Source organism: Bradyrhizobium sp. (assembly GCF_016219575.1).
Classification (GTDB): domain Bacteria; phylum Pseudomonadota; class Alphaproteobacteria; order Rhizobiales; family Xanthobacteraceae; genus Bradyrhizobium.
This window is the reverse complement of the sequence record NZ_JACRMG010000016.1, coordinates 37,110-48,907: the sequence shown is the minus strand read 5'-3', so window position 1 is coordinate 48,907 and position 11,798 is coordinate 37,110. Positions and strand designations below refer to the sequence as shown.

The window sequence follows — 11,798 nt, the reverse complement described above, 5'->3', positions numbered from 1 at the left end:
GCCAAGCAAAACGCCTGCCAGAGGCAATAACGTCTCTGTGGGGCCGATGCTGCGACCGCTAAGAGAAAGTTATTCTAAACCTGGTCGAGCCCGTAGAGCGTGTGCAGGGTGCGCACCGCAAGCTCGGTATAGGCGGCGTCGATCAGCACCGAAAACTTGATCTCCGAGGTCGTGATCGCGCGGATGTTGATCTGGCGCTCGGCGAGCGCGGAAAATGCCTTCGCCGCCACGCCGGCATGGCTGCGCATGCCGCTGCCGATCACAGAAACCTTGGCCACGTCGGTCGCGCTGTCGAGCCGCGCATAGCCGATCTTGGCCTTGGACGAGGTAATGGTTTCCCGGGCGCGGGTATAGTCGGAGGCCGGCACCGTGAAGGTGAGGTCGGTGGTCTTGCCGTCCTCGGAGACGTTCTGCACGATCATGTCGACGTTGATGTTGGCATCCGCCAGCGGTCCGAAGATCGCGGCAGCGACGCCCGGCTTGTCCTCGATCTGGCGCACGGAAATCTGCGCCTCGTCCTTGGAGAAGGCGATGCCGGTGACGACGTGGTTTTCCATGATTTCCTCCTCGCTGCAGATCAGCGTGCCCGGCGGCTGACTGGCGTGCGGGTCGATATCCTCGGGCTTGTCGAAGCTGGAGCGCACGAAAATCGGCATATTGTGCACCATGCCGAGTTCCACCGAGCGCACCTGCAATACCTTGGCGCCCTGCGAAGCCAGCTCCAGCATGTCCTCGAACGCGATCTTGTCGAGCCTGCGCGCTTTCGGCACCACGCGCGGGTCGGTGGTGTAGACGCCGTCGACGTCGGTATAGATGTCGCAGCGGTCGGCGTGGATCGCCGCCGCCACAGCCACCGCCGAGGTGTCGGAACCGCCGCGGCCGAGCGTGGTGATGCGGCCCGTCTGGGGGTTGATGCCCTGGAAGCCGGCGATGACGGCGACCTCCTTGCGGTCCTTGAAGCGCTCGATGATCTCGGACCCGTCGATTTCGAGGATGCGCGCGGAGGCATGCGCGTCGCTGGTCTTGATCGGGATCTGCCAGCCCTGCCAAGAGCGGGCCTGGATGCCCATGCCCTGCAACACGATCGCAAGAAGGCCGGAGGTGACCTGCTCGCCGGACGCCACCACGGCGTCATATTCCCGCGCATCATGCATGGGAGAGGCTTCGCTGCACCAGGCCACCAGCTCGTTGGTCTTGCCGGCCATCGCCGACACCACCACGGCCACGTCATGGCCGGCGTCGACCTCGCGCTTCACATGGCGCGCGACGTTGCGGATTCGGTCGATGTTGGCGACGGACGTGCCGCCGAATTTCATCACGAGGCGGCCCATGACGACGCGTGCATTCCCTGGAAGGATAGGTTAGGGGGACCTGCGCTTAAAACCGGCAGCGCAGCCACCGAAACGCGCGTATACATAGCGGCGCGGCCGGGGGCAAGCGGGTTCCTGCGGGGTCCCGGGACGGCTGGCTTGCGGGCGTGGCGCAGAAGCTGTGGCGCAGAGGTAACTGAGGCAAGGCGTATGGGTCGGTATATCGACGAAAACCTGCAGCCGGGGGAGAAGGTGCTGTATTCCACCAATGCGCACTGGATCTTCTTCCTGCCGGCGGTCGGGCTCTGGATGCTGGCCGCCGTGTTTCTCGCCCTGTCGGGAATGGTTCCGGTGGGCAGCCCGCTGATCGTGGCGTGCTGGGCGCTGGCCGGCATCGTGGCCCTGTTCGCGCTGTACAGGACGGTCACGGCCTGGTTCCAGCACTGGACCACCGAGACCGACGTGACCAATCTGCGCGTGGTGCACAAGACCGGCTTCATCAACCGTCAGACGTTCGAGATGAGCCTCGACAAGATCGAAAGCGTGGATGTGGAGCAATCCATCCCGGGCCGCATTTTCGGCTATGGCAACGTAACCATCACGGGCGTGGGCAAGAGCGAGGAAAAGCTCGCCACCGTCACCTCGCCGCTGGCGTTTCGTAACGCCATCACCGCACGATAGAGGCGCCGCGACATGCCAACGACTTCTGCAGGCGCCACGGGACCCACGGTCGATCCGGCCGAAGTGGCGAAATTCTCGAAGCTGTCGGCCGAGTGGTGGGATCCCAACGGCAAGATGGCGCCGCTGCACAAGATCAATCCGCTGCGGCTGGCCTATATCCGCGACGCGGCGTGCCGGAAATTCTCGCGCAACGCCAAGAGCCTCAACTGCCTCTCGGGCCTGCGCATGCTCGACATCGGCTGCGGTGCGGGGCTGCTGTGCGAGCCGTTCACGCGGCTCGGCGCGCAGGTGATCGGCATCGATCCGTCCGCGACCAACATTGCGGCGGCGAAGCTGCATGCCGACAAGGGACATCTCTCGATCGACTACCGCTGCACCACGGTGGAAGAGATGGACCACCGCGAGCGCTTCGACATCGTGCTTGCGATGGAGGTGATCGAGCATGTCGCCGACGTCGGCATGTTCCTCAACCACTGTGCGGCGATGCTCAAGCCCGGCGGGCTGATGGTGGTCTCCACCATCAACCGCAACTGGAAGAGTTTTGCGCTCGCCATCGTCGGCGCCGAATATGTGCTGCGCTGGCTGCCGCGCGGCACCCATGAGTGGAACAAGTTCGTCACCCCCGACGAACTCGCGCGCCATCTCGCCGCCAGCAAGCTCGCCGTCACCGAAGAGACCGGCGTGGTCTACAGCCCCTTCGCCGACAAATGGGGTCTCTCCGCCGACATGGACGTCAACTACATGGTGGTGGCGGAGGAGATGTGAGTTTTCCTTACCTCGCCCCGCTTGCGGGGAGAGGTCGGATCGCATCGCAGATGCGATCCGGGTGAGGGGGACTCTCCGCGCGTCATACTCCCACTTCTCTTGCGGAAGCAGCCCCTCACCCCAACCCTCTCCCCGCTAAAGAGCGGGGAGAGGGAGTGAGAGGGAGCCCGCGCAATCCTGTCATGCGCCGCCCCCGTTGACCGCGTAGCCTGCACCCGGCACCTTGGCGGTCCCGCCGCCCGGTCGCTCCCATGTTCACCGTCGCCTCGCTCTGGATTCCCTTCACCATCGTCGCTGCGCTCGGCCAGGTCGCGCGCAACGCGATGCAGCGTTCGCTGACCGGGCCGCTCGGCACCTGGGGCGCGACCAATATCCGCTTCCTGTTCGGTTTTCCGTTCTCGGTGGTCTTCTTCGCGGTGGTCGTGGCGGTCAGCGGCGACCGCGTGCCGTGGCCGACCGCTTCGTTCTGGCCGTGGCTGCTGCTTGGCGCGCTCAGCCAGATCGTCGCCACCGGGCTGATGCTGCTCGCGATGAACGAGCGCTCCTTCGTGGTGACTACGGCGTATCTGAAGACCGAGGCGATCCAGACCGCGATCTTCGGCTTCGTCTTTCTCGGCGATCACCTGACCTGGCTGAAGGTGCTGGCGATCGTCATTGCCACGATCGGCGTCGTCATCACGGCGCTGCGGCCGGGCGGCGAAAAGGGCTTTGCCGAATTGCGGCCGACCATCATCGGCCTCGTCGCCGCCGGCTGCTTTGCGCTGTCGGCGATCGGCTTTCGCGGCGCCATCATCACGGTGCCCGGCGTGACCTTCGTGACGGCGGCGTCCTACACGCTGGTGTGGGGCCTGTTCGTGCAGTCGCTGGTGCTGACCATCTATCTGCTGGCGCGCGCGCCCCAAATCCTGAAGGCGATCCTTTCCCTGTGGCGGCCCTCGATGCTCGCCGGCTTCATGGGCGCCTTCGCCTCGCAATTCTGGTTCCTGGCGTTCGCGCTGACGGCGGCCGCCAACGTGCGCACGCTGGCGCTGGTGGAAGTGCTGTTCGCGCAGGCGGTGTCGTATTATTCCTTCAAGCAGCCGGTGTCGGCGCGCGAAGGGGTTGGCATCCTGCTGATCGTGGTGGGCGTGGCGCTGCTGGTGGCGGTGTAAGCGTCAGTTCCGGTCTTCCGGCAGCGTCGGCAGCGGCGAGACTTCGACACCCTCGTCGATCAGCGCGCGCGCCTCTTCGGGCGAGGCCTCGCCGTAGATCGGGCGGTGTTCCTTGTCGCCGTAATGCATGGCCCGCGCTTCGTTCGGGAAACGCTCGCCGACATTGTCGGCGTTCTTGACGATGTGGTCGCGCAGTTCCTTGATCTTGGCGCGCAGCTCGCGCTCCTGCGCCATCATCAGCGAGGTCGGCTCGTTGGCCGGCGCTTCCGCGGGCGCAGCGGCTTCCACCGGTGCAGGCGCCGGCGCCTTGTCGCGGCCCTTCTTGCTGACGATGCGCGGGGCCATGATGGCCTTTTCGACCTTGACCGAGCCGCACACCGGGCAAGTGACGAGCTTGCGCTTCACCTGCTGGTCGTAGGCGGCAGAACTCTGGAACCAGCTCTCGAACGAGTGGCTCTGCTCGCAGCGCAGCGTGTAGCGGATCATGCCGAGCCCCGCACCAGGTGCAGATGTTCGGGCCCTGCCTTGGGATCGGCGATGCCGAAGCGGCGGCCATGCTGCAGCGACGGAATGGTCTTGCGCGCGGTCTCGACCTTGGCCGGATCAATCTCGGCCATGAACACGCCGGGCTCGACACCGCCCTCGGCGATGACGACGCCCCAAGGATCGATGATCAGCGAGTGCCCGAAGGTCTCGCGCTTGTTCTCATGCATGCCGGCCTGTGCTGCGGCGAACACGAAGCAGCCGGTCTCGATGGCGCGCGAGCGCAGCAGCACATGCCAGTGCGCCTCGCCCGTCTTGCGGGTGAAGGCCGACGGCACCGTGAGGAAGGAGGCGCCGCTCTCGGCCAGCGCTCGATACAGCGCCGGGAAGCGCACGTCGTAGCAGATGGTGAGCCCGATGCGGCCCCAGGGCAGGTCGGAGATCACCGCCGTCTCGCCCGGCTGGTAGTTGGCGGACTCGCGGTAGCTCTCACCGCCGGGCAGGTCGATGTCGAACATGTGGATCTTGTCGTAGCTTGCCAGCACGGCGCCGTCGGGCGAGATCAGGAAGGAGCGGTTGACCGCCTTCTCGGCCGAGAACTTCAGCGCCAGCGATCCGACATGGAGATGGATTTTCAATTCCTTCGCCAGCGCGCGGTACGCCTTCAGCGACGTGTCGTCTTCTTCCGTCGCCAGATGCTCGAACAGCGCCTTGCGGTTCAGCTGCATCATGTTGCTGACCTCGGGCGTCTGCACATAGTCGGCGCCCTGCGCTGCGGCCTCGCGGATCAGCTTCATGCCCTGCTCGAGGCTCGGCTCGGGTAGAAGGGAGGTGCGCATCTGCACCATCGCGGCGGTGAATTTGTTGTCTGTGCCCATCAGAGCACGCCTTCGGCTGCAAGCAGCCCGTCCAGTTCGCCGGCGCGGTCGAGCGCATAGAGCTCGTCGCAGCCGCCCACATGGGTCTTGCCGATGAAGATTTGCGGGAAGGTCGAGCCGGCGCCCGCGCGCCGATACATCTCGTCGCGATAGGCGGGGTCGGCCGAGAGGTTGAACTCGGTGAACGGCGCGTTCTTGCGCGTCAGCAGCGTCTTTGCAGCGGTGCAATAGCCGCAGCCCGGACGGGTGTAGATTTCAATGGCAGCCGGCATCTCGATTCCTGCGAATACGCCCCGATTATATGGGCGCTTTGTGGCTGTCCACAACCCGGGCGAACACCAGCACGTCGACCTGCGCTGCTTTGGCGCGCAGCAATGCCCGGGCGCAGGCATCCGAAGTGGCGCCGGAGGTTAACACGTCGTCGATCAGCACCACGCGGCGGCCCTGGATGTCAGCCATGCGGTCCGGTGCGACCTTGAACGCGCCCTGCACATTGCTGGCGCGCTGGGCACGCGAAAGGCCGATCTGCTGTTCGGTCGCGCGCACCCGCCGCAGCGCTTCCGCGGCCACTTTCACCCCGCTTTGCCGCCCGATCGCCTGCGCCAGCGCCCCGGACTGGTTGTAGCGGCGGCTCCAGCCGCGCCGCCAATGCAGGGGAACCGGCACCAGCACATCGGCTTCATCAAGCAGCTCGCGGCCCGCCCGCGCCATCCAGCGTCCCATGGTCGGAGCCAGGTCGGTGCGGTCATGGTATTTCAGCGCATGCACCAGAGTGCGCGCGACGTCGTCATAGCGCACCGCAGCGCGAGCGCGCCGGTAGGCCGGCGGGTTGGCGATCGCCTCCATCGACAGCAGCTCCGGCCCGGGATCGTAGACAAAGGGGATGCCGAGCCGCGGGCAGTAGGGCGGTTCGATGAACGACAGCTTTGCCCAGCATTCCGCGCAGACGCCTTCGCCATCCACTGGCTCGCGGCAGGAAACGCACAGCGTGGGCAGCGCGATATCGAGCGCGAATTTCGCGGCCACAGCCCAGGCGCCGCGCAGATGGCCGACGATCGAGGGGAAAGAGGTTTTGGCATCCATGGGTCGAGGCTAGCGCCGCCCCGCACGCTGCTCAAGCAGGCGATTGCAGAGCCGGGCCCGTCGGCGTACCAACCGGCCATGGCCGCGACCGCCAATCCCACGCCCCTCCTGTTCGACCGCGCGCTGCTGCGCGCGCGGCAGGCGCGGGCGCGCAGGCAGGGAGAGGCGACCTTCCTGCTCGATCGCGTCGCCGAAGACATGGCCGACCGCCTTGCCGCGGTGACCCGCGATTTCGCCGATGTCGCCGACATCTGGACGCCGGGCGAGGTGCTGCGCCCGCCGCTGGCCGACCGTTTCAGATCGGTGGCGCGGATCGCGCTCGATGGCGGCAGCGAGGTCCTGCCGCTGCAGCCGGAATCGCTCGATCTCGCCGTCTCCGCGCTCGCCTTTCAATTCGTGAATGATCTGCCCGGTGTGCTCGCGCAAATCCGCCGCGCGCTGCGGCCTGACGGTCTGTTGCTGGCGGCCATGCTCGGCGGCGACACGCTCACCGAGCTCAGGCAATCCTTTGCCCATGCCGAAGCCGAGATCGAGGGCGGCGTGTCGCCGCGCGTCGCACCCTTCGCCGACCTGCGCGACATCGGCCATCTGCTGCAGCGCGCGGGACTGGCGCTGCCGGTGACCGATCTCGATCCCGTGGTGGTGCGTTACGACAATGCCTTCGCGCTGATGCAGGATCTGCGTTGCATGGGCGCGACCAATATTCTCATCGAGCGGCGGCGCAAGCCGACGCGCATCGCCACCATGCTGCGCATGTCGGAAATTTACGCCGAGCGCTTTGCCGATCCGGACGGCCGCATCCGCGCCACCTTCGACATCGTCTGGCTCTCCGCGTGGGCGCCGCATGAGAGCCAGCAAAAGCCGCTGCGCCCGGGTTCGGCGAAGGCGAGCCTCGAGGCGGCGGTGAAGAACGTGAAGCCCTAGCGTCTTGCTCCGTCATGCCCGGGACAAGCCCGGCCATGACGACGTTGAGTGCGAGCTACAGCAGCAAGTCGATCAGATGCGGGATCAGCGGAATGTCCGCGGGCGGCATCGGATAGTCGCGCAGCTTGGTCGCGCGCACCCAGGCGAGGTTCTGGCCCTCGCGCGCCATCACCTGGCCTTCCCAGCGCCTGCAGATGTAGAGCGGCATCAGCAGATGAAACGTCTCATAGCCGTGGCTGGCGAAAGTCAGCGGCGCCAGGCACGGCTCGGCGACGTCGATGCCGAGCTCCTCATGCAGTTCGCGGATCAGCGTCTGCTCCGGCCGCTCGCCCGGCTCGACCTTGCCGCCCGGGAATTCCCACAAGCCCGCCAGCGTCTTGCCTTCCGGCCGCTGAGCGATCAGCACCCGCTTGTCGGTATCGATCAGCGCGCAGGCGACCACGAGGGTGAGTTTGAAGTCGGCCATGCGAAGCGCGGTTTGCCTATTTTGAGTGCAGCTGTCGGGAATAATACGGACTTCCATAGCCGCCGGACCGGCCTTCACCAACTGCTTTGTTCATCCCGCCTGCGTCGCGTGGCCCGTTAAGCCTGAAATTAACCGATTGGGTGCAAAGCTGCACTTGTATTGTCCAGACAAGTCTTGCCCAGAACAGGCGTCCCTAATGCGTGCTTTGCTTCGTGAATTCAGCCGTTTCCTCGGCGACCGCTCCGGCAATATAGCCGTCATCTTCTGTCTCTCGCTGGTGCCGATGGTCTCGGCGGCCGGAGGGGCCCTCGACTACATCCGTGCGACCGCGATCAGGTCCAAGCTGCAGGCGGCCGCTGATGCCGCCAGCGTCGGCTCGGTGGCGAAGAAGTCGCCGGCCTTCATCGCCGCCGGCAATATGAGTTCGGATGGCGCGATCGCCTCCGGCGTCACTGACGCCACCAACCTCTTCAATGCCAATATGAGCGGCGTCACCGGCTACACGCTGAAGGGCCTGACCGTCACCGTCAACAAGGTGAGCGGCGTCCTCACTTCCAAGGTGGATTTCTCCGCGGAGGTGCCGATGATGTTTCTCGGCGTCGCCGGCCTGAGCAAGATGACGGTCACGGGCGCCTCCACCGGCACCGCCACGATGCCGCAATACGTCGATTTCTACCTGCTGCTCGACAACTCGCCGTCGATGGGCGTCGGCGCGACGACTGCGGACGTCGCCAAGATGGTGGCCAACACCAAGGATGCCTGCGCCTTCGCCTGCCACGATCTCAAGGATTCCAGCAACTACTACAATCTGGCGAAGTCGCTCGGCGTCACCACGCGCATCGACGTGCTCCGCAGCGCGACGCAGCAGTTGATGGATACGGCCGCCAACATGCAGACCTATTCGAACCAGTTCCGCATGGCGATCTACGACTTCGGCGCTTCCGCCTCAACCACCGGGCTGCGTAACCTGTTCTCGCTGTCATCGAGCCTGACCAGCGCCAAGTCGGCGGCGGGCAATATCGACCTGATGACGGTCAACGGTCAGAACGAGAACAAGGACCAGCACACGCAGTACACCAACATCTTTCCGGCGATGAATTCCGCGATCTCCTCGCCGGGGACGGGTACTTCCTCGGCGCCGCTGAAATACCTGTTCTTCGTGTCCGACGGCGTTGCCGACGAAGACAATTCGGGGTGCCTGAAGCCGGTGACGTCGGGCTCGCGCTGCCAGTCGCCGATCGATCCCGCGCTCTGCACCACCATCAAGAACCGCGGCATCAAGATCGCGGTGCTCTACACCACCTATCTCGATCTGCCGACCAACAATTGGTACAATAAATGGATCGCGCCGTTCAACGCCGGCCCCTATGGCCCGTCGCCGAACAGCGAGATCGCCCAGAACATGCAGAGCTGCGCCTCGCCGGGCCTGTATTTCGAGGTCAGCATGACCCAGGGCATTTCCGATGCCATGAACGCGCTGTTCAAGAAGGCAGTGGCAGACGCGAGGATATCGGGTTGACGCTGTTGTTCCGCTTTGGGGCTTCATCCTTCGAGACGCCACGCTGTGCGTGGCTCCTCAGGATGAGGTCTAACTCCTCATGGTGAGGAGCGCGGCATCGCCGCGCGTCTCGAACCACGAGGCCCCAACACACGCGCCTTGAGCCGGAGTTCTACGACCTGTAGTCGCCGTTGATCGCGACATATTCCTTGGTGAGGTCGCAGGTCAGCACGCGGTCGCGGCCCTTGCCCAGGCCGAGCGCAACCTTGATCTGGACCTTCGGCGCCTTCATCGCCTCCGACACTTCCGTCTCGTTGTAGGAAGGGTCGCGCGCACCGCTTTTCGCCACGCGGATGCCGTTGAAGGAGATCGAGAGCTTGTCGCGATCGGCGGGTTGGCCTGCCTTGCCGACCGCCATGACCACGCGGCCCCAGTTGGCGTCCTCGCCTGCGATTGCCGTCTTCACCAGCGGCGAGTTGGCGATCGACATCGCGATTTTCCGCGCGGAAGCCTTGGTGGTCGCGCCCTCGACCACGACCTCGACCAGCTTTCGCGCGCCTTCGCCGTCGCGCGCCACCTGTTCGCTGAGATCGGCGAGCACCTCGTAAAACGCCTTGGCAAACGCCTTCAGCCGGGGATCGCTGGCGCGCGTGATCTTCGGCGCGCCGTTCGCGGCGGCGGCGCCCGTCGCGAAGGCCAGCAGCGTGTCCGACGTCGACGTGTCGCCGTCGATCGTCACCGCATTGAAGGTGTCCTCGACGCCGCTCTTCAGCAGCGACTGCAGCACGGCGCTCGACAGCGGCGCATCGGTGAACACGAACGACAGCATCGTCGCCATGTCGGGCATGATCATGCCGGCGCCCTTGGCCATGCCGTTGATGGTGACGCTGGCCTTGCCGAGCTTGACGGTGGCGGTGGCGACCTTGGGAAAGGTATCGGTGGTCATGATGGCGCGCGCGGCGCTCATCCAGTCGCCGGGCACGGCCGTTTCGTTGAGCTGCGCCAGCACGCCGTCGAACTTCGTCGCATCGAGCGGCTCGCCGATCACGCCGGTCGAGGCGAGGAAGATGTCGTTGACCGTGCAGCCGACGGCCTTTGCCGCGATCTGCGCCGTCAGCGCCGTCGACTGCTTGCCGGTCTTGCCGGTGAAGGCGTTGGCATTGCCGGAATTCACCACCAGCGCGCGGGCCTGCCCGCGCTTGAGCTTGGCGCGGCACCATTCCACCGGCGCCGAGGGGCATTTCGACTTGGTGAAGACGCCCGCCACCGTGGTGCCCTCGTCCATCACCGCGAGCAGCACGTCGGTGCGTCCCTTGTAACGGATGCCGGCCGCCGCGGTCGCAAGCCTCACGCCGGCGATTTCGGGCATGGCGGGCACGTCGGTGGGGGCAAGGGGCGAGACGGCAGTGGACATGGGTCAAATCCAAAAAAAGATAGGAGGAATCGTCATGGCCGGGTTTGTCCCGGCCATCCACGTCTTTCTTGGAGGGTCTTAAGACGTGGATGCCCGGCACAAGGCCGGGCATGACGTCAAATTACTGAAATTTTCCTGCGAAGTCGATTTACTTCTTCGGCGGCGCCATCTTGGAATCGGACTTGGCCGGCTCCTTGGCGGCTTCCGGCTTTGCATCCGCCGGCTTGGCGGCGTCGGCCGGCTTGTCGGTGCGCTCGACCTTGGCGGCTTCGCGGAGCTTTCCGACATACTCGGCCTGCGCCTTGCGCGTCACATAGGTCTCGATCTGGCCCTTGACCTGGTCGATCGGCGGAGCCTGGCGGTTGCGCTTTTCCTCGACCTTGATCACGTGCCAGCCGAACTGCGACTTCACGGGGTCGGAAATCTTGCCGGGCTCCAGCGTGAAGGCGACCGCCGAGAATTCCGGCACCATCTGGTCCTTGGTGAAGAAGCCGAGGTCGCCGCCGTCGGAGGCGCCCGGATCCTTCGATTTCTTCTTGGCGAGTTCGGCGAAATCGGCGCCCTTCTTCAGCTCCTCAACCACGGCCTTGGCCTCGGCCTCGGTCTCGACCAGGATGTGGCGGGCGCGCACCTCAGCCTCGCCGGTGATCTGCTTGGCGGCCTCCTCATAGACCTTCTTCATGGCCTCTTCGGTGGTGGCGGCCTTGCCCTCGGCGGCGAGCAGGCTGTCCATCATCAGCCGCTTGCGGGTGAAGGCGAGGCGCTTCTTGAAGTCGTCGGTGTTCTCGATCTTCTTGTCTTCGGCGGCCTTGGCCACGATCTGCAGGTCGATCAGGAAGCCCAGCACGTTCTCCTTGCGGGCGGCGGGGTCCATCTGCTGCAGCGACGGCGCCAGCTCCTCTTCGGCGAGAGCCACGTCGCTCTCCTTGATCTCCACCCCGTTTACCTTGGCCAGCACCTTGTCGTCGGCGCGTGCCGGCGAACCGGCAATCAGGGCCAAAGCGACGGCCGCGGCAAAGCCGAGGCGCAGGCCGGTTTTCGTTTCCGGGAACGAGGCGGTCATGCAAAATCCTTGAACTTGAGACGGGGGGGTGTTCGGGCGGCGGGACACTCGCCCAATCGAGGGGGCTTGGCAACGCGAAAAA

At 65.3% G+C, this 11,798-nt stretch carries 13 protein-coding genes; 5 read left to right on the top strand and 8 right to left on the bottom strand.

Going from position 1 to position 11,798, the window contains the following annotated elements:
- Positions 1 to 74: 74 nt before the first annotated feature.
- The gene (locus HZB49_RS14715) at positions 75 to 1,331 is read right to left on the bottom strand and encodes an aspartate kinase (RefSeq protein ID WP_291612551.1); all 1,257 of its coding nucleotides are present in this window, start codon (positions 1,329 to 1,331) and stop codon (positions 75 to 77) included.
- A gap of 189 nt (positions 1,332 to 1,520) precedes the next feature.
- On the opposite strand from HZB49_RS14715, the gene HZB49_RS14710 reads away from it, so the two are divergent.
- The 3 genes from HZB49_RS14710 (at position 1,521) to HZB49_RS14700 (ending at position 3,907) form a co-directional block, all read left to right on the top strand.
- Positions 1,521 to 1,991 carry a PH domain-containing protein gene (locus tag HZB49_RS14710; RefSeq protein ID WP_291612550.1) on the top strand — a complete coding sequence of 157 codons (471 nt, stop codon included), beginning with the start codon at positions 1,521 to 1,523 and terminating at the stop codon, positions 1,989 to 1,991.
- 12 nt (positions 1,992 to 2,003) lie between these two features.
- Positions 2,004 to 2,756: a bifunctional 2-polyprenyl-6-hydroxyphenol methylase/3-demethylubiquinol 3-O-methyltransferase UbiG gene (gene ubiG, locus HZB49_RS14705; RefSeq protein WP_291612547.1), complete on the top strand. Its 753-nt coding sequence runs from the start codon at positions 2,004 to 2,006 to the stop codon at positions 2,754 to 2,756.
- 251 nt (positions 2,757 to 3,007) lie between these two features.
- A complete protein-coding gene (locus tag HZB49_RS14700; protein WP_291612545.1) occupies positions 3,008 to 3,907 on the top strand; it encodes an EamA family transporter in 900 nt (299 codons plus the stop codon).
- A 3-nt stretch (positions 3,908 to 3,910) separates the two neighbouring features.
- Here the strand turns inward: HZB49_RS14700 and HZB49_RS14695 are convergent, their stop codons facing one another.
- From HZB49_RS14695 to HZB49_RS14680, 4 genes are read right to left on the bottom strand one after another with little or no spacing between them, the layout of a single operon-like run.
- Complete coding sequence (locus tag HZB49_RS14695) at positions 3,911 to 4,393, bottom strand: DUF1178 family protein (protein WP_291612543.1); 483 nt, start codon at positions 4,391 to 4,393, stop codon at positions 3,911 to 3,913.
- On the bottom strand, positions 4,390 to 5,268 hold the full coding sequence (locus HZB49_RS14690) for a carbon-nitrogen hydrolase family protein (protein ID WP_291612541.1): 879 nt from the start codon (positions 5,266 to 5,268) through the stop codon (positions 4,390 to 4,392). The genes HZB49_RS14695 and HZB49_RS14690 overlap by 4 nt, the downstream gene beginning before the upstream one ends.
- Positions 5,268 to 5,540, bottom strand: coding sequence for a glutaredoxin 3 (gene grxC / locus HZB49_RS14685; RefSeq protein ID WP_291612539.1), 273 nt, complete (start codon positions 5,538 to 5,540; stop codon positions 5,268 to 5,270). The genes HZB49_RS14690 and grxC overlap by 1 nt, the downstream gene beginning before the upstream one ends.
- A gap of 25 nt (positions 5,541 to 5,565) precedes the next feature.
- The gene (locus HZB49_RS14680) at positions 5,566 to 6,351 is read right to left on the bottom strand and encodes a ComF family protein (RefSeq protein ID WP_291612537.1); all 786 of its coding nucleotides are present in this window, start codon (positions 6,349 to 6,351) and stop codon (positions 5,566 to 5,568) included.
- Positions 6,352 to 6,429: 78 nt separating this feature from the next.
- On the opposite strand from HZB49_RS14680, the gene HZB49_RS14675 reads away from it, so the two are divergent.
- Positions 6,430 to 7,275: a methyltransferase domain-containing protein gene (locus HZB49_RS14675; protein ID WP_291612535.1), complete on the top strand. Its 846-nt coding sequence runs from the start codon at positions 6,430 to 6,432 to the stop codon at positions 7,273 to 7,275.
- A 55-nt stretch (positions 7,276 to 7,330) separates the two neighbouring features.
- Here HZB49_RS14675 and mutT read toward each other — a convergent pair whose 3' ends face one another.
- Positions 7,331 to 7,741 carry an 8-oxo-dGTP diphosphatase MutT gene (mutT, locus tag HZB49_RS14670; protein WP_291612533.1) on the bottom strand — a complete coding sequence of 137 codons (411 nt, stop codon included), beginning with the start codon at positions 7,739 to 7,741 and terminating at the stop codon, positions 7,331 to 7,333.
- A 196-nt stretch (positions 7,742 to 7,937) separates the two neighbouring features.
- Between mutT and HZB49_RS14665 the strand changes: the two genes are divergently transcribed.
- Positions 7,938 to 9,260, top strand: coding sequence for a TadE/TadG family type IV pilus assembly protein (locus HZB49_RS14665; RefSeq protein ID WP_291612532.1), 1,323 nt, complete (start codon positions 7,938 to 7,940; stop codon positions 9,258 to 9,260).
- 151 nt (positions 9,261 to 9,411) lie between these two features.
- Here the strand turns inward: HZB49_RS14665 and argJ are convergent, their stop codons facing one another.
- Positions 9,412 to 10,653 carry a bifunctional glutamate N-acetyltransferase/amino-acid acetyltransferase ArgJ gene (argJ, locus tag HZB49_RS14660; RefSeq protein WP_291612530.1) on the bottom strand — a complete coding sequence of 414 codons (1,242 nt, stop codon included), beginning with the start codon at positions 10,651 to 10,653 and terminating at the stop codon, positions 9,412 to 9,414.
- 148 nt (positions 10,654 to 10,801) lie between these two features.
- The gene (locus tag HZB49_RS14655) at positions 10,802 to 11,716 is read right to left on the bottom strand and encodes a peptidylprolyl isomerase (protein WP_291612528.1); all 915 of its coding nucleotides are present in this window, start codon (positions 11,714 to 11,716) and stop codon (positions 10,802 to 10,804) included.
- Positions 11,717 to 11,798: the final 82 nt, after the last annotated feature.

Coding starts and splice junctions, on each gene's coding strand:
- HZB49_RS14715 (WP_291612551.1), bottom strand. CDS start 1,331: ATGGGCCGCCTCGTGATGAAATTCGGCGGCACGTCCGTCGCCAACATC.
- HZB49_RS14710 (WP_291612550.1), top strand. CDS start 1,521: ATGGGTCGGTATATCGACGAAAACCTGCAGCCGGGGGAGAAGGTGCTG.
- ubiG (WP_291612547.1), top strand. CDS start 2,004: ATGCCAACGACTTCTGCAGGCGCCACGGGACCCACGGTCGATCCGGCC.
- HZB49_RS14700 (WP_291612545.1), top strand. CDS start 3,008: ATGTTCACCGTCGCCTCGCTCTGGATTCCCTTCACCATCGTCGCTGCG.
- HZB49_RS14695 (WP_291612543.1), bottom strand. CDS start 4,393: ATGATCCGCTACACGCTGCGCTGCGAGCAGAGCCACTCGTTCGAGAGC.
- HZB49_RS14690 (WP_291612541.1), bottom strand. CDS start 5,268: ATGGGCACAGACAACAAATTCACCGCCGCGATGGTGCAGATGCGCACC.
- grxC (WP_291612539.1), bottom strand. CDS start 5,540: ATGCCGGCTGCCATTGAAATCTACACCCGTCCGGGCTGCGGCTATTGC.
- HZB49_RS14680 (WP_291612537.1), bottom strand. CDS start 6,351: ATGGATGCCAAAACCTCTTTCCCCTCGATCGTCGGCCATCTGCGCGGC.
- HZB49_RS14675 (WP_291612535.1), top strand. CDS start 6,430: ATGGCCGCGACCGCCAATCCCACGCCCCTCCTGTTCGACCGCGCGCTG.
- mutT (WP_291612533.1), bottom strand. CDS start 7,741: ATGGCCGACTTCAAACTCACCCTCGTGGTCGCCTGCGCGCTGATCGAT.
- HZB49_RS14665 (WP_291612532.1), top strand. CDS start 7,938: ATGCGTGCTTTGCTTCGTGAATTCAGCCGTTTCCTCGGCGACCGCTCC.
- argJ (WP_291612530.1), bottom strand. CDS start 10,653: ATGTCCACTGCCGTCTCGCCCCTTGCCCCCACCGACGTGCCCGCCATG.
- HZB49_RS14655 (WP_291612528.1), bottom strand. CDS start 11,716: ATGACCGCCTCGTTCCCGGAAACGAAAACCGGCCTGCGCCTCGGCTTT.